General features: G+C 59.5%; 20 protein-coding genes. 5 read left to right on the top strand and 15 right to left on the bottom strand.

Translation table 11 applies throughout. The annotated features are described in order from the left end of the window. Positions 1–14: 14 nt before the first annotated feature. The 3 genes from ACMXYH_RS13490 to ACMXYH_RS13500 are packed head-to-tail and all read right to left on the bottom strand — an operon-like array spanning position 15 to position 1,396. Positions 15–569 (bottom strand): glutathione S-transferase family protein, encoded by a 555-nt coding sequence (locus ACMXYH_RS13490; protein ID WP_415767362.1) that lies wholly within the window; start codon positions 567–569, stop codon positions 15–17. 50 nt (positions 570–619) lie between these two features. Next, the gene (locus tag ACMXYH_RS13495; RefSeq protein ID WP_415767363.1) at positions 620–1,135 is read right to left on the bottom strand and encodes an HvfX family Cu-binding RiPP maturation protein; all 516 of its coding nucleotides are present in this window, start codon (positions 1,133–1,135) and stop codon (positions 620–622) included. A 57-nt stretch (positions 1,136–1,192) separates the two neighbouring features. Continuing rightward, positions 1,193–1,396: an HvfA family oxazolone/thioamide-modified RiPP metallophore gene (locus ACMXYH_RS13500; protein ID WP_415767364.1), complete on the bottom strand. Its 204-nt coding sequence runs from the start codon at positions 1,394–1,396 to the stop codon at positions 1,193–1,195. 412 nt (positions 1,397–1,808) lie between these two features. On the opposite strand from ACMXYH_RS13500, the gene glsB reads away from it, so the two are divergent. Then, positions 1,809–2,717 (top strand): glutaminase B, encoded by a 909-nt coding sequence (glsB, locus tag ACMXYH_RS13505; RefSeq protein ID WP_033054442.1) that lies wholly within the window; start codon positions 1,809–1,811, stop codon positions 2,715–2,717. Here glsB and ACMXYH_RS13510 read toward each other — a convergent pair whose 3' ends face one another. Together ACMXYH_RS13510 and ACMXYH_RS13515 are read right to left on the bottom strand one after the other, a co-directional pair. Further along, positions 2,718–3,107 carry an N-acetylmuramidase domain-containing protein gene (locus ACMXYH_RS13510; protein WP_415767365.1) on the bottom strand — a complete coding sequence of 130 codons (390 nt, stop codon included), beginning with the start codon at positions 3,105–3,107 and terminating at the stop codon, positions 2,718–2,720. 40 nt (positions 3,108–3,147) lie between these two features. Next, positions 3,148–3,468 (bottom strand): hypothetical protein, encoded by a 321-nt coding sequence (locus ACMXYH_RS13515; protein ID WP_415767366.1) that lies wholly within the window; start codon positions 3,466–3,468, stop codon positions 3,148–3,150. On the opposite strand from ACMXYH_RS13515, the gene ACMXYH_RS13520 reads away from it, so the two are divergent. Next, positions 3,467–4,969 (top strand): aldehyde dehydrogenase family protein, encoded by a 1,503-nt coding sequence (locus ACMXYH_RS13520; protein ID WP_415767367.1) that lies wholly within the window; start codon positions 3,467–3,469, stop codon positions 4,967–4,969. The two genes, ACMXYH_RS13515 and ACMXYH_RS13520, sit on opposite strands and share 2 nt — an antisense overlap. A 169-nt stretch (positions 4,970–5,138) precedes the next feature. Then, positions 5,139–5,489 (top strand): BON domain-containing protein, encoded by a 351-nt coding sequence (locus ACMXYH_RS13525; RefSeq protein WP_129444915.1) that lies wholly within the window; start codon positions 5,139–5,141, stop codon positions 5,487–5,489. Positions 5,490–5,567: 78 nt separating this feature from the next. Here the strand turns inward: ACMXYH_RS13525 and ACMXYH_RS13530 are convergent, their stop codons facing one another. Together ACMXYH_RS13530 and cynS are read right to left on the bottom strand one after the other, a co-directional pair. After that, entirely contained in the window at positions 5,568–6,230 is a 663-nt protein-coding gene (locus ACMXYH_RS13530; protein WP_129444914.1) for a carbonic anhydrase, read from the bottom strand. Positions 6,231–6,424: 194 nt separating this feature from the next. Next, positions 6,425–6,892, bottom strand: coding sequence for a cyanase (cynS, locus tag ACMXYH_RS13535; RefSeq protein ID WP_008043963.1), 468 nt, complete (start codon positions 6,890–6,892; stop codon positions 6,425–6,427). 124 nt (positions 6,893–7,016) lie between these two features. Here cynS and cynR point away from each other — a divergent pair, with 124 nt between their 5' ends. Beyond that, the gene (gene cynR, locus ACMXYH_RS13540) at positions 7,017–7,922 is read left to right on the top strand and encodes a transcriptional regulator CynR (RefSeq protein ID WP_129444912.1); all 906 of its coding nucleotides are present in this window, start codon (positions 7,017–7,019) and stop codon (positions 7,920–7,922) included. On the opposite strand, the gene ACMXYH_RS13545 is transcribed toward cynR, so the two are convergent. The 6 genes from ACMXYH_RS13545 to ACMXYH_RS13570 all read right to left on the bottom strand — a co-directional run bounded on the left by ACMXYH_RS13545 (position 7,908) and on the right by ACMXYH_RS13570 (position 14,744). Next, positions 7,908–8,210, bottom strand: a complete 303-nt coding sequence (locus tag ACMXYH_RS13545; protein WP_415767368.1) for a hypothetical protein — start codon at positions 8,208–8,210, stop codon at positions 7,908–7,910. The two genes, cynR and ACMXYH_RS13545, sit on opposite strands and share 15 nt — an antisense overlap. A gap of 124 nt (positions 8,211–8,334) precedes the next feature. Beyond that, positions 8,335–8,664 carry a hypothetical protein gene (locus tag ACMXYH_RS13550; protein WP_415767369.1) on the bottom strand — a complete coding sequence of 110 codons (330 nt, stop codon included), beginning with the start codon at positions 8,662–8,664 and terminating at the stop codon, positions 8,335–8,337. Between the two features lie 520 nt (positions 8,665–9,184). Then, complete coding sequence (locus tag ACMXYH_RS13555; protein WP_415767370.1) at positions 9,185–9,688, bottom strand: GNAT family N-acetyltransferase; 504 nt, start codon at positions 9,686–9,688, stop codon at positions 9,185–9,187. A 48-nt stretch (positions 9,689–9,736) separates the two neighbouring features. Beyond that, complete coding sequence (locus ACMXYH_RS13560) at positions 9,737–10,366, bottom strand: glutathione S-transferase family protein (protein ID WP_134423006.1); 630 nt, start codon at positions 10,364–10,366, stop codon at positions 9,737–9,739. 78 nt (positions 10,367–10,444) lie between these two features. Beyond that, positions 10,445–12,394 (bottom strand): DNA topoisomerase III, encoded by a 1,950-nt coding sequence (locus ACMXYH_RS13565; protein ID WP_415767371.1) that lies wholly within the window; start codon positions 12,392–12,394, stop codon positions 10,445–10,447. A gap of 118 nt (positions 12,395–12,512) precedes the next feature. After that, entirely contained in the window at positions 12,513–14,744 is a 2,232-nt protein-coding gene (locus tag ACMXYH_RS13570; protein WP_415767372.1) for a C1 family peptidase, read from the bottom strand. 347 nt (positions 14,745–15,091) lie between these two features. On the opposite strand from ACMXYH_RS13570, the gene ACMXYH_RS13575 reads away from it, so the two are divergent. Further along, positions 15,092–15,460, top strand: coding sequence for a DUF427 domain-containing protein (locus ACMXYH_RS13575; RefSeq protein WP_129444904.1), 369 nt, complete (start codon positions 15,092–15,094; stop codon positions 15,458–15,460). Positions 15,461–15,978: 518 nt separating this feature from the next. Here the strand turns inward: ACMXYH_RS13575 and lldD are convergent. Both lldD and ACMXYH_RS13585 read right to left on the bottom strand, forming a co-directional pair. Then, positions 15,979–17,121: an FMN-dependent L-lactate dehydrogenase LldD gene (lldD, locus tag ACMXYH_RS13580; protein ID WP_415767373.1), complete on the bottom strand. Its 1,143-nt coding sequence runs from the start codon at positions 17,119–17,121 to the stop codon at positions 15,979–15,981. Between the two features lie 102 nt (positions 17,122–17,223). Continuing rightward, positions 17,224–18,846 carry an MFS transporter gene (locus ACMXYH_RS13585; RefSeq protein ID WP_129444901.1) on the bottom strand — a complete coding sequence of 541 codons (1,623 nt, stop codon included), beginning with the start codon at positions 18,844–18,846 and terminating at the stop codon, positions 17,224–17,226. Positions 18,847–19,029 lie beyond the last annotated feature (183 nt).

The following is a 19,029-nucleotide window of genomic DNA, read 5'->3' on the forward strand; positions in this document are numbered from 1 at the left end:
AGTTGGGTTGAAGCTTATTTCGGCTGCGTGGCCTTGAAGTTTGGCAGAGACTGCATACGTTTCCACCATCCGTCGAAACCGTCCACCGAAAACACCTGCGGTGCATCCGGGGTCATGGCGATGTAGGCGCAGCCCGGCGCCAGGTAAAAGTCGCCGATGCTGGGTTCAAGACCTGCGATATAGGGATCGGTGCCTTTTATTTTCATCAGCTCGCGCAGCACCCGCTTCGAGTTCTCGATGCCTTTGCGGCGCGAATCTTCATTCTGTCCGCCAATGAAGTCAGGAAAAAGATGATAGCCGAACACCTGCACAAGGTTGCCGTAGCCATAGGAATCGTAAATGCCTTGGGCCATGTGGGTGCGAGCGCGGTCGTGGGCGTTGTCAGGTGTAATGGACGGGCCTGGCAGGACTTCGTCCAGGTAGGCCACGATCGCGCCGGTTTCGATCACCCGGAACCCGTCATGGTCGATGACCGGCACCTGGTCGAAGCCCGCGTCTTTTTCCACCAGCAGTATCTTCACGGTGCGCACATAAGTACTGCCGTCAAAACCATAGAGGGTGAGACTCATGACCATTGCTCCACTATTGAACCGAGGGACGTTATCGAGTCCATGGCGCTTCAGCGTTTATCGCGACGCCAGAAGACTCGAGCCAGCAGCGCATCGAGGCTGAGCTTGCCGGCACCCGAGAGCAACAGCGGCATAAAGGCCGCGAGGTAGATCAGCGGCAGTTTGAAGTTGCCGTGACCCTTGTTGCTGATGGCGTAACCCTGGGCAAGCTCACTCAATGTAGACCAATCGGCCGGCCAGTGAACGGCGGCGGTCGCGACGACCGTGACCACGATCAAAATGCTTGCCGAGATCCGCGTTCCCAGGCCGACCAGTATGGCCAGGGCGCAGATCAGTTCGGCCCACATCGACAGGTCCCAGTTCAGCGTGGCCGGCGCGTGGTTGAAGGGGAACGGGAAGCTGTCCTGAATATCGGCGAACCAGTTCTCGCCATTGAATTTTTCCAGGCCTGATTCGAAGAACTCCCAGGCGAGGAACACCCGCAGGGTCAGCGGCGCGATCCAGCTACCGGCACGGTCGAGGTTCAGGTGCAGGCCTTTCACGGCCGATGAGAGTGAGGTGGTCATGGGCTTGATCTCCGTTCAGTCAGGGAAGTGGGGCAACGCGGTGCCCCACACATTGGGTTACTCGCCGGCGCCGCACTTGCCCTCGCCGCATTTACCTTCCGCCGGTTTTTCTGCCGTGTCGGCCTGGACCTGGCTGTAGCCGTGGGTCAGTTGTTTCATGCTGAACGCCTCGGACTCAGAGGCTGAAGCCACGTTGGACAGGGCCAGGCCGCCAGCGATGATCAGGCCGAGGGTCAAGGAAGAAGTCGAGAGCTTGAACATGGTGATACTCCGTAGCATTGAGTGAGTTGAGCGCTTTGATCGGCGTGGCCAATCGACAGGCACAGTTCATCAAGCAGGTGTATCTGCGATGTGTCTTTGGTGGGGGGATTTAGGGGCGCGGTGTGTCGGGAGGGGCGCTGTACACACTCCGATACACAACCAACACAAAACCAATGTGGGAGCGGGCTTGCTCGCGAATGCGGTGTGTCAGCCAACATTTTTGTTAAATGACACACCGCATTCGCGAGCAAGTCGGATCGCCGCACCGCCGCTCCCACAGGGGATCAGTGGTGTAGTTGAGATTGGGTTCATCCAGTGCCGCGGTTTTTACAAAACTGTGATCCTCTACCGTCCGCTGGCGTCTAGCGTTTGTGTCCCCGCAATCCCATGGGGCGTGACTTCGGAACCCGGCATGCAAGCGCTGTTGAACGAGATCCTTGACGCAGTACGTCCCCTGATCGGTCAGGGCAAGGTGGCTGACTACATTCCCGCCCTCGGTACGGTGCCGGCCGATCAGCTGGGCATCGCGGTGTATGGCAATGACGGTGAACTGTATTGCGCCGGCGATGCCCATACGCTGTTCTCGGTGCAGAGTATTTCCAAGGTGTTCAGCCTGGTGCAGGCCATCGAACACTCCGGCGAAGACATTTGGAAGCGCCTGGGTCACGAGCCTTCCGGCCAACCGTTCAATTCGCTGGTGCAACTGGAGTTCGAGCGCGGACGCCCGCGCAATCCCTTCATAAATGCCGGTGCGCTGGTGATCTGCGACATCAACCAGTCACGCTTTGCCGCGCCGGCACTGTCGATGCGCGATTTTGTCCGTCGGCTGTCCGGCAACCCGCAAGTCATGGTGGACGGCAAGGTCGCCGAGTCCGAGTACCAGCACCGCGCGCGCAACGCGGCGATGGCTTATCTGATGCAGTCTTTCGGCAATTTCCATAACGACGTCGAAGCGGTGCTGCGCAGTTACTTCAGCCATTGCGCGCTGCGCATGAGCTGTGTGGATCTGGCCCGGGCGTTCTGTTTTCTGGCGAACGACGGTTTCTGCAAGCACAGCGGCGAACAGATCCTCACCGCCCGCCAGACCCAGCAAGTCAACTCGATCATGGCCACCAGCGGCCTCTACGATGAAGCCGGCAACTTTGCCTATCGCGTCGGTTTGCCCGGCAAGAGTGGCGTGGGCGGGGGGATTGTCGCGGTGGTGCCGGGGCAATTCACGGTGTGCGTCTGGTCGCCGGAGTTGAACACTGCCGGCAACTCCCTCGCGGGCATGGCCGCGCTGGAGTTGCTGAGTCAGCGGATTGGCTGGTCGGTGTTCTAGTCAGAGCGGCAACGCTTCGACCCGGCTGCGCAAACACGCCTGCGTTTCATCGTCCAGCACCTTGGTGATATTCAGGTGCTCTTTTGCCTGGAAGAGGTTCATTGCATCCCGGGTCTGTTTGCCGACGATGCCGTCGACGGGGCCGGGATGCCAGCCCAGGTATTTCAAGCAGGTTTGCGCCATACGGATTCTCAGGTCCGGCGTCCCTCCATAGGAGAACTTCTGATACGCCGCGCTGAGCCGCACGTGGTAGTTATTGATCGCGTAGTTGGGGCCGTTGTAGCGGCGCGCAAAGTTGGCCCAGTCCTTGGCCCGTAATGCCGCGACTGAGCCGCCCTCGATCAACGTGCCAACGGTGCACAGCAGTTGTTCGTTTTCGGACACGACCATCCGTTTGATCATCGTCAGGTTGACGCGCAACACCCTGATATCAGCAGCAAAACCCCGGGAAAGAACCGTTGCCGGACGTTTCTACTGCCAAAACAGCCCAGCGTTGCGCGGCACTGACTTTGGCAAGGTCCAGCGCAGCCGCCAGACCATCCTCGTCAAGGGCCGCTCCATGGCTTGTGAATTCATCGCACATGACGGCCTCCTTGGAAAACAGGAAACGCTTCTGTACCTCTTTCAGCGTAGGAGGGCAGGGTGCAGGGCTGCCGGGTTTTCGATTACCGGCCAGGCGTGCGGTTAATGACGCTCCAGGGATTTTCCTATACATTTTCCGGCCGCCCACTGCATGGTGAAACCGCTTCATGTCTCTTGCGCTCGAACGTCTAGTCGCTGGCACGCCGATCCCTTTCGCCGGGAATCGTGTCTCTGTGGTCAGCCCCGAATTGGCCGCGCGCTTTCAGCCCGGGGACCATTTGCTGGTGGAGCAGGTCAGCGGCGAATTGTTGCTGATTCCGGTGGCTGACCAGCAAGCGGCGGCCATTGCAATCGAGCGTGCCGAAGCGGCCTTCAGCGCAATGTCCGCGGTCTCCGATCAAGCCATCAGCGAGTTCTTTGATCGCTTCGCCCAACGCCTGGAAGACCCTGCCTGCTGGGCTTTGATCGAAGCCGCCAACCTGGCCGACATCGATCGAGCCAAGGCCCGCGGACGCTCCACCACGCGGCTTCTGGCGGATGAACGCATGCGCCGCGACATGATCGCCGGCCTCAGGGCCTGGCGCGATGCGTCGGCCACGCGCGGCAAAGTGGTCAGTTGCGTCGAGCATGACGGCTGGAAAGTCGAGCAAGTGGTCTCGCCGCTGGGCATCGTCGCGTTCGTCTTCGAAGGCCGGCCGAACGTCTTCGCCGACGCCGCCGGTGTGTTGCGCACTGGTAACACGGCGGTGCTGCGCATTGGCAGCGATGCGTTGGGCACGGCCCAAGCCATTGTCACCCACGCGCTGAATCCGGCACTGAGCGACGCCGGGTTGCCGACCGGCGCGGTGTCGCTGGTGGAAAGCGTCAATCACGCCGCCGGCTGGGCGATGTTCGCCGACCGGCGCCTGTCGTTGGCGGTGGCCCGTGGTTCGGGGCGCGCCGTCAGTCAATTGGGCAGCATCGCCCAACAGGCCGGCACCGCCGTCAGCCTGCACGGCACCGGTGGTGCCTGGCTGATTGCTGACAAGGATGCCGATGCCCAGCGCTTTGCCGCTGTAGTGCGCAACTCGCTGGATCGCAAAGTCTGCAACACGATGAACGTCTGCCTGATTCACCGTGACCGTGTCGCAGAACTGCTACCGCTGTTCCTCGACGCGTTGCAACAAGCCGGCACCGCACGCGGGCAGGGCTGCAAATTGCACATCGTCGAAGGCAGCGAGCCGTACTTGCCGACCGATTGGCAGACCGCAAGCGTTGAGGTGTACCGCGCCGAAGGCTATCAGACCGAAGCGTTGGCCGAACCGCTGCCCGAGGACCAGTTGGGCCGCGAGTGGGAATGGGAAGAAACCCCGGAAGTCAGCCTGAAGATTGTAGATGACCTGGACAGCGCCATCGCGTTGTTCAATCGCTATAGCCCGCAATTCACCGTGTCATTGATCAGTGAAGATGCCGAGGCTCAGGAACGCTTCTACAACGCGGTCAACGCACCTTTTGTCGGCAATGGGATGACCCGCTGGGTCGACGGACAGTACGCGCTGAACAAGCCGGAACTGGGGCTTTCGAACTGGGAGAGCGGTCGTCTGTTTGCTCGCAGCGCGATTCTCTCGGGAGATGGGGTGTTCACGATCCGCAGTCGCATGACCCAGACGGATCTGTCGGTCAAACGCTGATCCAGCACCACGACCCCAGCCAACGGCCGCACTATACTTAATGTGCGTCTGTAGGGGCGCGGCGAGCACTCCAAAACGAATCAGATGTCCATAACGCTCGCCTGAGAGTCAGAAGGCTGCACAGCCAATGGACGGGCAGTGCATCTGATGACGGAGAGAGGGTTACACCATGAAACTTCATTCCTTTCAACAATACTCTCATGATCTGGAAAGGGGCGTTCACGACACGTGGATTACCGCCAGGGTGAAGTCAGCCCTGGCAATGGCCGAACCCAGCCTTGGCCTGCAAATCCATGTCAAAACCCACGGGGGCACGGTGGCATTGAGCGGTCGCGTCAACACCCATAAACAGTGTGAGCAGGCTGTAGCTCTGGCCCGTTCGGTTCAGGGGGTCGTCGACATCGATGCCAAAGACTTACTGACTCACGTGTTCACGCCCGGCAGTATCCCAGAACCCCCCAACGCCGAAGAGAGCGCTGAAATTCGGCCACAATCTTCAGCAAAGATGGACGATAAATAACCCGGTCGATCGTGTCAGTGCAGCGCGCCCGTGAGCCGGGAGCGCTGCGTCGATCGTCTCTGCCAGTGGATACACACTTCAGGCTGCTGCTTCTATGGATCGGGCTTGAAGGGCGCAGGTGTCCGGATACTCGGCGAGCGCCACAAAACGGTGGTTGTTGGCATCCAGGGCGTCGACCGAACCAGTCTCGATGTCGTAAACCCAACCATGCAAATTCAGCAGGCCTTTCTCCTGAGCCAGGCGCACGCTCGGATGCGTCTGAATATTGGCCAGTTGCGCGATGACATTCTCCCGAACCATTGAACTCACCTTCGCCGCTTCATTAGCGTGAGGGCGGGATTCGTTAATGACTTTCGCTGACTCGGCGTGCTGCAACCAGCCGCTGACGGCGGGCAGGTGGTCCATGCATGTGCACTTGGCGACGGCGGTCATGGCGCCGCAGTCCGAGTGCCCGCAGATCACAATATCGGTGACGCCGAGCACTGCGACCGCATATTCGACCGTGGCCGACACACCGCCGGGGTGGGGGCTGTAGGAGGGCACGATGTTGCCGGCATTGCGGATCACAAACAGTTCACCGGGTTCTTGTTGGGTCAGCAGCTCCGGCACGACACGGCTGTCGGAACAGGTGATGAACAATGTGCCCGGATGCTGGGTGGTAGCCAGGTGCTTGAACAGGTCGGTCCGTTGCGGAAAGGCGTCTTTCTGGAACTTCAAAAAACCTTCGATGAGCGCTTTCATGGTGATGTCCTCATACGTGAGTCGGGTGATTTCTGTAGCAGCTGCCGAGCCCGCGAGGTTGCGTCCGAGGACGAAGTCCTCGACGATCCGTGCGACTGCTCCGCAGCCGGACGCAGCCTCGCGGGCTCGACAGCTGCTACAGGCGTAGCGTGTCAAAGGTGGTCATTCGTCGCGTCACGGCGGCCGGCATCCACTTAGAAAGGACGCAGTGGCAGGAACTTGCCGTCGAGGGTGATCACCGCGCGGGAGCCGCCTTCCGGGTCTTCGACTTTCTTCATGTCGAGCTTGAAGTTGATCGCACTGATGATGCCGTCGCCGAATTGTTCATGAACCAGGGCTTTCAAGGTGGTGCCGTAAATCTGGATCATTTCGTAGAAGCGGTAGATGGTCGGGTCGGTCGGGACACCTGAGAGGCTGCCGCGCAACGGGATGATCTGCAGGCGGGCCACGGTGTCGGCGTCCAGGTCCAGTTTCTCGCCAATCACTTTGGCGGCGCTTTCCGGCAGCGGGTGCTGACCGAGCAGGGCGGCAGTGACATAGGCCAGACCGAGGCCGGTGCCGTCGGTCAGGTCCTGCCAGGACAGGTTTTTGCGCGCTTTTGCATCGAGGATCGACGTGGTCAGGGCCAGGCTTGGGTCGTTGTAAGCGTGGGACTGTTGCATGGTGTTTCTCCTGTCGGGAGTGATGTTGCTTGGGTGTGGAGCAATCTTCTGCTGATCGATCCATAGCGTCCAAGACCGATATACAATGCAGCGCATAAGTACAGCCTATAGATGGTGATTCCCCATGCTGCTCCGACATTTGCGCTATTTGCTGGCGGTCGCCGACCACGGCGGTTTCACCCGCGCCGCCGAGGCGCTTCACGTCTCGCAGCCGACCCTGTCCCAACAGATCCGGCAACTGGAAGAAACCCTGGGTGTCAGCCTGTTCGACCGAACCTCGCGCACGGTCAAACCCACCGATGCGGGCGAGGCCTACATCGAATGTGCTCGTCGTGTGCTGGTGGAACTGGAGGCGGGTAAACGTGCACTGCATGACGTGAAGGACTTGTCCCGCGGCACCTTGCGGCTGGCTATGACGCCAACGTTCATGGCGTACCTGGTGGGGCCGCTGGTGCGCGATTACGTGGCGCGTTATCCGAACATCCATCTACAGATTTTTGAGCTGTCGATGGATGACATCGAGGCCGGTCTGGTGGATGACTCACTGGACATCGCCATCGCCTTTACCCAGGTCAGAAATGCCGACATCGAGTCGATCCCGGCGTTTACCGAGACCTTGGGTGTCATGGTGGGACGCGATCACCCGTTATACGAAAGCCAGGTCGGGTTGTCCGCGCAAGAGGTTGCGCAGCTGGAGTTTGCGCTGCTGGCCCCCGACTTCGTTACCCGCACCCGCATCGATGAGTATTTTGCCCAGGAGCAGATCACGCCGAAGGTGGTAATCGAGGTCAACTCGGTGAGTACCTTACTGGAAGTCATTCGGCACACGGCCATCGCCACCATCCTTCCGGAGCCCATTGCCACCGAGGACCGCGCGTTGCGTAAAATCCCGTTGTTGGGGGAGTCGCCCAAACGAGGGGCCGCGCTGCTTCGACGCAAAAACAACTATCACAGCGCTGCGTCGGTGGCTTTTATGGAGCTGGTGTTGGGTGCGGCTGCAGGTGAGTCGACGACGTCAATCTTCTATTAATTGGCACACACCATTAGGCGCCTTGCCCGTGGAAGACACCGTGACCGAGTCGTCATCGGAGAGGAGGATCGAGATGACGACGCCCGAACCCTTGGCTTCGAATCGGCGATCGTCAATGGCTTTGGTCTCGGCTTCCTTGCTGTTGATCAATACCGGCCCGTCCTGATTCGCGTGGACGATGATTTTGCCGGGGCAGTCCGCATCGAACAACGGAACGCCGATGATGCTGTTTGCATGGGCAGCACTGGCCATTACGAGCAACAGCAAGCCTGTCAGTTGTATGTTCATCACAATCCTCCAATGATCCAGTGCACACGGTTAACGATAGCGTTGTTTGGTGCGCACGAGACAAACAAAAAGGCCCCGCTGGATGTGACGAGCGAGGCCTTTTTATGGATGGGGTGTGGAGGTATCAGGAGAACCGGTCAATCACCCGAACTTCGTTCTGGTTCTGCATCGAGGCCCATGCCTGTTTCAGCGTTCGCAGAACATTACCGATGAAGTCCTTGTCAGCCGCGGCTTTCTTGCCGACATAGCCTTGGCCGCGACGGTACATCTTCAGTCGGGCGAGCAGGTTCTGGTTGTTCTTGTCGAACTCCGCTTCATGGGCGTGAGGCGACAGGCAGTCGATTTGCACCTGACCCGACTTGCTGATCCATAGAATATGGCTGTCATGGCTGTCTTTTTGCGCAGCGAACAGATGAGCCAGTTCATCGATAGTGGGTTGATTGTTCAGATTCATAGTAAGCCCCTTGACCATTTGGTGATCTTTCAAAGTTGATTCGCTAATACAGGTAGCCCATCGGTTAGTTGATCCCTGGCACCGAAACCAGGACGTCAGCGGTCGGCCGCCAAAATGACGGGGTCCCGCGTCTGTTGCATGTAGTCGTGTTGAATAACTGCTACGCAATAGCGTCACAACGAGGAGAAGCGGCGAAAACCTTCTGGCCACTGCCGACATTTTCAGGGTCGGCCACAAGCTTCATGAGGATTGATCGCCAGCGCTTCTCGTCCTTGTACTGGACGTTCAGGCCAGGTCAGCTTCTTCAATCTGCCTTGTGGGCAGCGTGTATCCGGGAAAAACAGCTCGGCGGTCAGACGAGCTTGCTCAAACGTGTTGCCTGTTCTCCCGATCGGGGAGACGTCTGCATCATGCAAGGGCAAATCGGAGGCGTCAACGGTTTTGTAGTGATTATTTTTGGTCACTACATATTGTCGGACAAAGTCGTTTGGAATTAAAAATCGGAATGGGAAAGCGCCAGTCAGGACGATGGCAGCGATGTTTGGAATCGGTAAACGGTGCAGGGATAACCGTCTACCGGCAGCTGATGCAGGGTGAACTCGCCATGGGTGAGATCAGACAAGACCCGGGTCCAGAACCGCTGCGCAGGCTGATTCGCGTCGAGGTGGAAAATTTGCCATTGACCAGGGAACCGGCTCAAGAGGGTGGAAACGACAAACTTCGCGACGCCTTGGCCACGAAAGCGTCGACTGACAAAGAAGTAGCCGATGTTGTACTCGGCGCCGTGAAGATGGGTTTCGTCATCCACCGTCACGAAGCCGGCTAATTCTCCGTCGACCTTGATCAGAAACGGCCTGGTTGCGGGGTTGCGCCAGTAACCCGGTTTGGGCTGGGCGTTGAAGAAACCGTGCTCACCGAGCTTAAGCGGCAGCCACTCGCTGAATTCATACATGTAGAACTGCATCAGGTTTTCAATCGTTTCCAGTTCGTCGCGCTGGGCGGTGTGCAGTTCGATCAAGGGCATGTTGATAGCTCCTGAGGTGCAGGCCATCCCTGGCCCCGGCATGATCACTCAGTGGGGGGCGAAATCGTATTTCCCACCTTTTTTCAGTGCGGCTTGATAGGCCGGACGAGCCTGAAAGCGTTCAATCCAGGCCGCTATATGAGGATAGTCACCGAGCTTGCCTTGGGCTCTGGCGATCTCGCCGATAAAACTCATCTGGATGTCGGCGGCGCTGAACTCATCGCCCAACAGGTAATAGGACTGGCTCAGAGCCGTGTCGAGGTAGCCCAGGTAGTTAGCCACCTCCGAATTGATCCGCGGATGCAACGGCGCACCGGCTTCACCGAGGCGTCCCACATACAGGTTCAACATCAGCGGCAACATCGCTGACCCTTCGGCGAAATGCAGCCACTGCACGTATTCGTCATAGGCGGGGGTGGACGGATCGGGTTGCAGGCGACCGTCGCCATGACGTCGAATCAGGTAGTCGATGATCGCGGAGGACTCGATCAGCTTCTGCGCGCCGTCTTCGATGACCGGTGATTTACCCAGGGCATTGATCGCTTTCAATTCCGGCGGTGCCAGGTTGGTCTTCGGGTCGCGCTGATAGCATTTCAGCTCGTAAGGGATGGCCAGTTCTTCCAGCAACCAGAGAATCCGCTGGGAACGGGAGTTGTTCAGGTGATGCACGATAATCATGGTCGATGCCTTCTCAGAAAATGGGGCTGTCGCTGGGCTTGAAGAACACTAGACCCTTTTGGCTCGCCCGAAGTGCCCTCAAGCCTTGCTCGCTGGTTTTGCCGCGCGTTTGGTGCCGGTCGAGGGCTTGCGTTTGGCGGGCTTGCGTTTGTTTTTCCACGGTGTGGCACCGCGCCCGGCGGGGCTTGCCGGTCCACTGATGGTCAGGCTCAGGCCGGCGCAACGGGCGACCTGTTTGCTCATCCACGCGGCCTGTTTCGTGACGAATTCTTCCAGGCTCATCTCGCCACTCTGCACCATGTCCAGCGCCTGCTCCCAAATCGCCGTGGTCCCGGGGTCGGCGATGGCACGCGGCACGGCATCGATCAGGCTGAAAGCGGCCGGGGTGGCGGCGAGGGCCTTGCCGTTCTTGATCAGATAACCACGGTCGAGCAGGCCCTGGATGATCGAGGCGCGGGTCGCTTCAGTGCCGATGCCGGTGGTGTCCTTGAGTTTCTGCTTGAGCAGGGGATCTTCCACCAGTTTGGCGACGTTCTTCATCGCCTTGATCAGATCGCCTTCGGTGAACGGTTTGGGCGGTTGCGTCCAGAGGTCCTTGAGCTTCACGTCGGCCACCGCGCAGTCACGTCCTTCGGCCAATGCCGGCAGCGTTTGCGGCGCCGGTGCTTCGCGGCCCTTGGCCGGGGCGAGGGCCTCGGGCAGGGCGCGCTTCCAGCCGGGCTCGACGATCTGCTTGCCGACGGCACGCAAGGCTTCACCGGCGCAGTCGAAGTCGGCCTGGCTCCGGTCGTATTCATGGTTGGGCAGAAACTGCGCCAGATAACGCGCGCGGATCAGGGTATAGACGGCCCGCTGCTTGCCCACCAGCCGCTCGAGGTTTTTCGCCGCAGCGGTGGGGATGATGCCGTGGTGAGCGCTGACCTTGGCGTCGTTCCAGGCCCGTGAGCGGCGCTGAGGCTCCAGGAAATCGTTCAAGGCATTCAGTGCCGGATCAGCCTGCCTCAGCGCGGCCAGAATGCCCGGTGCTTCGCTGTGCTGACTCACGGGCAGGTAACCGCAGTCGCTGCGGGGATAGGTGATGACCTTGTGGGTTTCGTACAGGGCCTGGGCGATGTCGAGGGTTTCCTGGGCACCGAGCCCGAGCTTCTTCGAGCAGACTTCCTGCAAGGTGCCCAGATCGAAGGGCAGGGGGGCCACTTCGCGCATTCGCTCGGTACGCAGTTTGATCACCCGGGCACTCGCCGCACTGCCAATGGCTGCCGCTGCATTTTGCGCCAACGCCTGATTCAGGCAGCGATCCTGATCGTCGCAAACCTCGGAGGCTGCACGCCACTGGGCGGTGAACGAGGTGCCGTCGTGCAGCAGTTGCACATCGATGGCCCAATAGGCGAACGGCACGAAATCGGCGATGCTGCGGTCGCGATCCACCACCAGGCGCAGGGTCGGCGTTTGCACCCGACCGACCGGCAATACGCCCTGATAACCCGACTGACGCCCTAGCAGCGTGAATAGCCGACTCATGTTCATCCCGATCAACCAGTCGGCCCGCGAGCGCCCGAGTGCCGAATGGTACAGGCTAAAGGTCTCGGCCCCCGGCTTCAGGGCTGCCAACGCCTTGCGGATTGACGCATCGTCCAGCGCCGACAGCCATAGCCGCTGGATCGGCCCGCGATAACGGCAATGCTCGACCAGTTCCCGGGCGATCATCTCGCCTTCACGGTCGGCGTCGGTGGCGATCACCAATTCATCGGCCTCGCCGAGCAGCCGCTTGACCGCTTTGTACTGGCTGGCCGTGCGTGGTTTGACGGTCATCTTCCACTTCTCTGGAATGATCGGCAGATCCGCCAGCACCCAGCGCTTGTAACGCGCGTCATAGGCGTCCGGCGGCGCGGTTTCCAACAGATGGCCGATGCACCAGGTCACCGTGACGTCCGTTCCCAGCCAGCAGCCGTCGCCACGACGCCTGGCGCCGAGGACGGCCGCAATGTCTTTGGCCTGGGAAGGTTTTTCACAGAGGTACAGCCGCATAACCACCATCGCTCATCAACTGTCGAGAGGCGGACAGAATGGCGGCTGATGAGCGATGGGGCAATCTTTATCTGTATGGATGTACAGTCGGTGCGTTGCGATTCATTGCGCAGACGCCTCAGTAGTTCAGGTTAACCACCGGCTGGTCCAGCTTCCCGTCGGGCTCTCGCCTGAGAATGGTCAGCAAGGCTGCGGTAATAACGTTCACATCATGGTCGAACCCGCCGTGGGAGGTGTCCGGTTTGGTGCCCGCGCCGTAGTTCATTTGCGAATCGTTGAAGATATGCAGGGTTTTCGCGAACGCCTCGGGAAGCCCACGGCCTGTGGCGGCGAAACCGGCCGGAATGGTTTTTCCCCAGTAAAACTGGTTCCACTGCTCGGTCATGTTCTTGGCGGCAATGTTCCACTGCGCCACATCGGGGTTGCTGAAGTCCTGGAAGTTCTTGTCCAGGCTCTTGGCCATGCCCAGCAGCGGCATGCGTTGCAGTTCTTCATAGGCACGGGAAACAAGGTACAGCAGTGACTTGTGGTACACGCCGATGACGTTGTCATCCTGTTCGCGGTTGTCGGACATCATGTAAATGTGGAAGTCCTTGCGTTTGAGGCCTCCACCTTCGATGACTTTGCGGTAGGTCTGGTTGGCGAAATCGAGGGTACAGGCCGGGGCCATCAGCGTCGACGTTTCGATGGCCAAGCCTCTGGCCGACAGCAGTTGAGCCAAGTGGCCATTGATCAAGGACCCCGCAGAATGACCGATCAGATGAAGTTCGACGTTCTTCTTGCCCATGTCGGCGACCAGTTTTTTCAGGTTCTCCGCCATTTCCACCAGCCCGCGCGGGGTAAAGTCTGCGACTGAGGCCGCTTCGGCGTTCTGCTTCATCTGACTCCACTGATCGCCGCCGAGTTTTTTGGTGGCCAGTTCCACCGTGCGATCAAAACCTTCCAGGGCCTTGTCCTTGAGGGTCTTCAACACATCGCTGATGCCGCCAGCCTCGGGAAACAGCCCCGGGAGGGCGTCCTTGACGATGTCGGCAAATGTCTCCAGCGCCCCGGTTCGCCAGGTGACAAACAATGGATAGATGCCGTTTTCAAGAAAGTACGGCGCCATCGCACAGATTCGATTGATGGAGTCCTGCTCGGAGTTGAGCCCGCCATGGGTGATGACGGCGATGCGCAGCACGGCGGGTTTGTTGGCTGCCGAGAGCTTGTCGTACCAGGCGCGCGGTGACTCGTAGACGATTCGCTTGACGCCCGCGCGGACGTTTTCGACGTCGGTGAGGCGGGGGCCGATACTGCCGTTGTTTTCCATCACGATGGTCAGGCCATACGCCTGATCCATGGTCAACAGGGGAGGTCCTTTGCGACCGGTATCGCGGGCACCGGCGGTGAACAGCGAGAAACCTTCACGCTTGGCGCTGGAGCTCGACAGCGCGCTGCGAAACGCTGATTGAACATCGGCCCGGGAACGTGAAGGCCGCGCGTTGTGCGATAACGCGCCGTGTTCAATCGGCACACCGAGGGCCACGGTCCAGGCGTCGGTGCCGTTGGCCAGCCAGTCCTCGAACGTCAGGATGGCGAAGCCCGAGAATCCCCAGTCGGTTGACCAGGAATTCTGCACGATGAACCCCTGACGGGTGTAGCCGATCAAGGCAAAGGCGTGACCGCCCTGGCTGGTTGTCGGCCATTTGATGACGGGCAGCTGAGACATGCTCTGGAACACCGCCGGCGGACGTTTTTTGCCTTTGGGCTGCATGAGTGCCCAGCCCTGATGCACATTGGCGGAAACGTAAAGCGCACCCGCTTCGTACAGCGCCGCCATCATGGCGGTGATGTCGTCTTTCTCGACGCGGTAGTAAACCCCCAGCGGCCGGGTCACGGCGTCTGTTGCCCAATTTTCGGCGGGCGCTTCAAACGCCGGAACCGATCCGTCGGGCTTGACGGTATAGGGCCACAGTTCCTCCGCGCAGACTCCGTGCTTATGCCATCCCTTCAACGCGCCGCGACAACTGGAACCGGTGTAGTCCTCTCCTGGCCATTCGTCATAGAGTTTGGCCAAATGATAAAGCTGACGCGGGCTCGTCTTGATGGACGCCCGGTCCCGCAGCCACAACAAATAGTTGACCACCGCCGCCAGCCCGAACCCTGTGCACGCACCTTCGTTGCCTTGGTAGAGCACCAGGCCCTTACCCAGGTAGGCAGAGAGTTCGGTGGCGATGTCTTTGTCGGCGGGCCAGGAGGGCGGCAGTGACTGGACCCGTGGGGTGAAGATCCGATCACGCAGGTCGAGGCGATCGGGACGGGCATCCAGGGTGATGATTTTCTGATCGAGAGAAAACTTCGTGGCGGGCATGTGGGGACCCTCAAGTTTCTGAGACTCGAACCCCCACGCCACGACTGCCTGACTGCGCAGTAGGGGTGACAACGGTGCTATTGATCGTAGACGATGTTTCACCGACTTCGAATATTCAATTCGGTGGAAGGACCAAGGACCTCGCCGTGCAGGGACTTGGCATTACCTAGGCCGTCGAGGAGGCTCGTCGGAACGCCGCACCGTCCCGTTCGGCTGCGAAGCCGTCATGAGTGCAAAATCTGGGTTATACCTGAAAGTCGTGTTCTCAGGTTTTGGGGCTGCTGCGCCGCCCACCTCGGGCAAGCCTCGCTCTCACAGGTTCATCAGCGTCAGGAGAAACGTATTCCATGAAAAGCTCCGGTCCTAGTCCTGTCATCACCATCGCAGAGCAGCCGGGCTGCCTGCTGGTAAAGTTTCACGGTATTCAGGTGGCCGCGTCCTCACGGGCGCTGGTGTTGCTCGAGGCCAACTATCCTCCGGTGTATTACGTACCGCGGGAGGACATTGATGAAAAGTACTTTGCCCGCACCGATCACACGAGTTATTGCCCCTATAAGGGCGATGCCAGCTATTTCAGTCTGCAAGTCCCGGGACATGAGGGCGCTAACGCGGTGTGGAGCTATGAAGACCCTAAAGTGTCGGTCGATCAGATTCGCGGCTACATGGCGTTCTATCCCGATCAAGTGACCTTTGAAGTTCTCAAAGACGTTGAGTGAGGGGCGCTTTCCAGGCACACATGCGTAGCGAGAGGGCGGAGGATCAAGAGCAAGAGCGAGGCGGCCGATCTGTCTTTTGTTGATCGTGTGCATATCCGTTTCTGCGGTCACGGCGGCTTAGGGTTCCGCCCTTACGGCGGGTCACTTGGAAATGCCCCAAGTAACCAAAGGCTCTTGCCCCTTTCGTTCGGCCCTTCGCCTAGGCTCAGGGTGCCCTCGTTCCGGTCCTGCTCCGTGGGCCCGCCGCCATCGGCCATCCATGGCCGGGGGCGGCTAACCCGGCATCCATGCCGGGTTGCCCACTGCGCAGAACCTCCACTCGGCCTCTCGAGGGGGCGTGCACCGCAAAAGCCAAAGCGAGGCGGCCTACCGGCCGGCCTGTTTTCTCAACGCCTGCGCGTATTGATCGTTCCCTCGCTCTGCGTGGGAATGCCGCCGGGGACGCTCCGCGTTCCGTTGTCGACACACGACTCGAGCCCTGCGCAGGGGCGGGGCGTTTTTAAGAGCAGGTGTTCAGCTCATCGAACAGCATCCACCAGCGTGGATTCATCAATCTGACTAATAGAGGTCACCCCGGTCAAGGTCATGGCGACGCGCATTTCCTTGGCGAAGATATCCAGCATATTCTCCACCCCGCGTTGACCATCGGCGGCCAGTGCATAAGCCATGGAACGCCCCAGCAATACGCCTTTTGCGCCCAGCGCCAACATCCGTACGACATCAAGCCCCGAGCGGATTCCCGAGTCGACCAGCACCGTCAAATCATTACCGATGGCTTGCATGATGGGCGGCAATGCCTTGGTGGTGGAGAGCACGCCGTCCAGCTGTCTCCCGCCGTGGTTCGACACGACAATGCCATCCGCGCCAAAGCTGACCGCGTCTCTGGCATCCTGAGGATCGAGAATGCCTTTGATGATCATCGGGCCTTTCCAGAACTCACGAATCCACTCCAGATCGCTCCAGCTGATCGAAGGGTCGAAGTTGTTGGCCAACCAGCCCATGTAGTCTTCGATGGTTACGGCTTTGCCAAGGTACTTCGAGATATTGCCCAGGTCGTGTGGACGCCCCATGACGCCGACGTTGAATGCCCAGTCGGGTTTGGTCATGGCCTGAAGCATTCGCCGCGATGATGCAAAAGGGCCTGACATGCCCGAGTGTGCGTCCCTGTATCGGGCGCCGGGCGTGGGCATGTCCACGGTAAACACCAGGTTTTTCACACCGGCGGCCTTCGCCCGCTCCAGTGCATTTTTCATGAAGCCTCTGTCCTTCAACACATACAGCTGAAACCAGATGGACTGTTGGCTTTGTGCCGAGACCTCTTCGATCGAGCATACCGAAACCGTTGATAGGCACAGTGGAATGCCTTTGTTTTCCGCCGCTTTAACCGCCTGCACTTCACCACGGCGGGCGAACATGCCCGTCAGGCCGACCGGGGCCAATATGATCGGCATTGAAAGCGGTTGGTCGAAGAGGGTGGTTTCAAGGCTCAGGGTTTCGACGTTTTTCAGAATGCGCTGACGCAGGCTGATGCCCGTCAGATCAGCGCTATTGGCCCTCAGCGTGTGCTCTGCATAAGCACCGCCATCAATGTAATCAAACAAAAAACGCGGGAGTTTGCGACGTGCTGCCTCGCGATAGTCGGATGCGGATGAAATGATCATGGTGCCTCGGTCTGGTGAGTGGCGGGGCGATGGTTGCGTCGAGCGTCGGGTCAGATTAACGAAAACGCCCCGCATTGCGGGGCGTTTTTTTTGCCCGTGCTGTCAGTTGGTATCCAGATCCACGTTCTTGGTCTCACGCAAACAGATCATCCCGACGACCAGGCTCACCCCGGTAATCAGCACCGGGTACCACAGCCCGTAGAAGATGTCCCCGGTGTACACCACCAAGGCAAACGACACTGTCGGCAGGAAACCACCGAACCAACCGTTACCGATGTGGTAAGGCAGGGACATCGAGGTGTAGCGGATGCGGGTCGGGAACAGTTCGACCATCAATGCTGCCAGCGGGCCGTAGCACATGGCGGAGATGATGATCAGCGCGACGATCAGCGCCACGATCATCGGTTTGTTGATCAACTGGGTGTCGGCTTTTGACGGATACCCGGCCAGGGTCACGGCGCCACGCAGGGCCGCTTCATCGTAACCATCGAGTTTCACTTCGCCGACGCTGACCTGCACGGCGCTGCCGGCAGGTAGAGCTTCGCTGTTGTAGGGAAGGCCCTGTTTCACCAGGAAGGTTTTGACCTTGTCGCAAGGGCTGTCAAATTTCGCCTTGCCCACCGGGTCGAACTGGAAGGTGCAGGTGGCCGGGTCAGCCAGCACGGTGATCGGTGCCTGACGGCTGGCCAGGTCGATGGCCGGGTTGGCGTAGTGGGCGATGGACTTGAAGATCGGGAAGTACAGTGCAGTCGCCAGCAGCAGGCCGATCATCAGTACCGGTTTGCGCCCGACTTTATCCGACAGCCAGCCGAAGAAAATAAAGAACGGTGCACCGATGATCACGCTGACGATCAACAGACTGTTGGCGAGCGCCGGGTCCATTTTCAGGAACTGAGTGAGGAAGAACAGCACGTAGAACTGCGCCGCGTAGAAGGTCACGGCTTGCCCGGCGTTGATGCTGAACAGGGCGATCAGGACGACTTTAAGGTTTTCCCATTTGCCGAAGGAATCGCGCAGTGGCGACTTGCAGAGCTTGCCTTCTTCTTTCATTTTCACGAACGCTGGCGACTCGTGCAGGCTCATGCGAATCCAGGTCGAGATGCCCAGCAGAATGATCGAAAACAGGAACGGAATCCGCCAGCCCCAGACTTCGAACTGGTCACCGGTGAAGTAACGGCAACCGAGCACCACCAGCAGCGACAGCAGCAAGCCGAGGGTCGCGGTGGACTGAATCCAGCTGGTGTGGAAGCCGCGTTTACCCATCGGCGCGTGTTCCGCAACATACGTGGCAGCGCCGCCGTATTCACCGCCCAGGGCCAGGCCCTGAAGCATGCGCAGCAGCACGAGGATGATCGGCGCGGCAATGCCGATGCTCGAGTAGGTCGGCAGCAACCCGACGCAGAAGGTCGCCAGGCCCATGAGGATGATGGTCGCAAGGAACGTGTATTTACGCCCGATCATGTCCCCCAACCGGCCGAACACCAAGGCGCCGAACGGCCGCACGATGAAGCCGGCAGCGAAGGCCATCAGCGCAAAGATGAACGCCGTGGTGTCGTTGACCCCGGCGAAAAACTGTTTGCTGATCACCGCCGCGAGGGCACCATAGAGGAAAAAGTCGTACCACTCGAAGACCGTCCCGAGCGACGAGGCGAAGATGACTTTTTGGGTTTCCTTGCTGGTGCCCGCGCTGCGCACGGCTTCCAGAGGCTGAACATGTTCTGACATATCGGTATCCCTCACAGTGATTGTTTTTTTTGTTCCACTGTCGGCGCCGGCCTTATGGGCTGGCGTCGCTACTGTCGATGTATCGGGTGTACTGGCTCCCTGTAGGAGCTGGCGCAGCCTGCGATCTTTTGATCTTGATCTTCCAGCGCCTTCAAAGACGCCAAAAGATCGCAGGCTGCGCCA

Origin of the sequence: Pseudomonas frigoris, assembly GCF_047758635.1 — a bacterium.
Lineage (GTDB): Bacteria > Pseudomonadota > Gammaproteobacteria > Pseudomonadales > Pseudomonadaceae > Aquipseudomonas > Aquipseudomonas frigoris.

Bases quoted from the DNA above. Each gene is read 5' to 3' on its own strand.
- ACMXYH_RS13545 (WP_415767368.1), bottom strand. From the start codon at position 8,210: ATGAACATACAACTGACAGGCTTGCTGTTGCTCGTAATGGCCAGTGCT.
- ACMXYH_RS13575 (WP_129444904.1), top strand. From the start codon at position 15,092: ATGAAAAGCTCCGGTCCTAGTCCTGTCATCACCATCGCAGAGCAGCCG.
- ACMXYH_RS13530 (WP_129444914.1), bottom strand. From the start codon at position 6,230: ATGAAAGCGCTCATCGAAGGTTTTTTGAAGTTCCAGAAAGACGCCTTT.
- ACMXYH_RS13565 (WP_415767371.1), bottom strand. From the start codon at position 12,394: ATGCGGCTGTACCTCTGTGAAAAACCTTCCCAGGCCAAAGACATTGCG.
- glsB (WP_033054442.1), top strand. From the start codon at position 1,809: ATGCAAGCGCTGTTGAACGAGATCCTTGACGCAGTACGTCCCCTGATC.
- ACMXYH_RS13500 (WP_415767364.1), bottom strand. From the start codon at position 1,396: ATGTTCAAGCTCTCGACTTCTTCCTTGACCCTCGGCCTGATCATCGCT.
- ACMXYH_RS13560 (WP_134423006.1), bottom strand. From the start codon at position 10,366: ATGATTATCGTGCATCACCTGAACAACTCCCGTTCCCAGCGGATTCTC.
- ACMXYH_RS13550 (WP_415767369.1), bottom strand. From the start codon at position 8,664: ATGAATCTGAACAATCAACCCACTATCGATGAACTGGCTCATCTGTTC.
- ACMXYH_RS13515 (WP_415767366.1), bottom strand. From the start codon at position 3,468: ATGAAGCGGTTTCACCATGCAGTGGGCGGCCGGAAAATGTATAGGAAA.
- ACMXYH_RS13585 (WP_129444901.1), bottom strand. From the start codon at position 18,846: ATGTCAGAACATGTTCAGCCTCTGGAAGCCGTGCGCAGCGCGGGCACC.
- ACMXYH_RS13490 (WP_415767362.1), bottom strand. From the start codon at position 569: ATGAGTCTCACCCTCTATGGTTTTGACGGCAGTACTTATGTGCGCACC.
- ACMXYH_RS13520 (WP_415767367.1), top strand. From the start codon at position 3,467: ATGTCTCTTGCGCTCGAACGTCTAGTCGCTGGCACGCCGATCCCTTTC.
- ACMXYH_RS13495 (WP_415767363.1), bottom strand. From the start codon at position 1,135: ATGACCACCTCACTCTCATCGGCCGTGAAAGGCCTGCACCTGAACCTC.
- ACMXYH_RS13555 (WP_415767370.1), bottom strand. From the start codon at position 9,688: ATGCCCTTGATCGAACTGCACACCGCCCAGCGCGACGAACTGGAAACG.
- cynR (WP_129444912.1), top strand. From the start codon at position 7,017: ATGCTGCTCCGACATTTGCGCTATTTGCTGGCGGTCGCCGACCACGGC.
- cynS (WP_008043963.1), bottom strand. From the start codon at position 6,892: ATGCAACAGTCCCACGCTTACAACGACCCAAGCCTGGCCCTGACCACG.
- lldD (WP_415767373.1), bottom strand. From the start codon at position 17,121: ATGATCATTTCATCCGCATCCGACTATCGCGAGGCAGCACGTCGCAAA.
- ACMXYH_RS13570 (WP_415767372.1), bottom strand. From the start codon at position 14,744: ATGCCCGCCACGAAGTTTTCTCTCGATCAGAAAATCATCACCCTGGAT.
- ACMXYH_RS13510 (WP_415767365.1), bottom strand. From the start codon at position 3,107: ATGGTCGTGTCCGAAAACGAACAACTGCTGTGCACCGTTGGCACGTTG.
- ACMXYH_RS13525 (WP_129444915.1), top strand. From the start codon at position 5,139: ATGAAACTTCATTCCTTTCAACAATACTCTCATGATCTGGAAAGGGGC.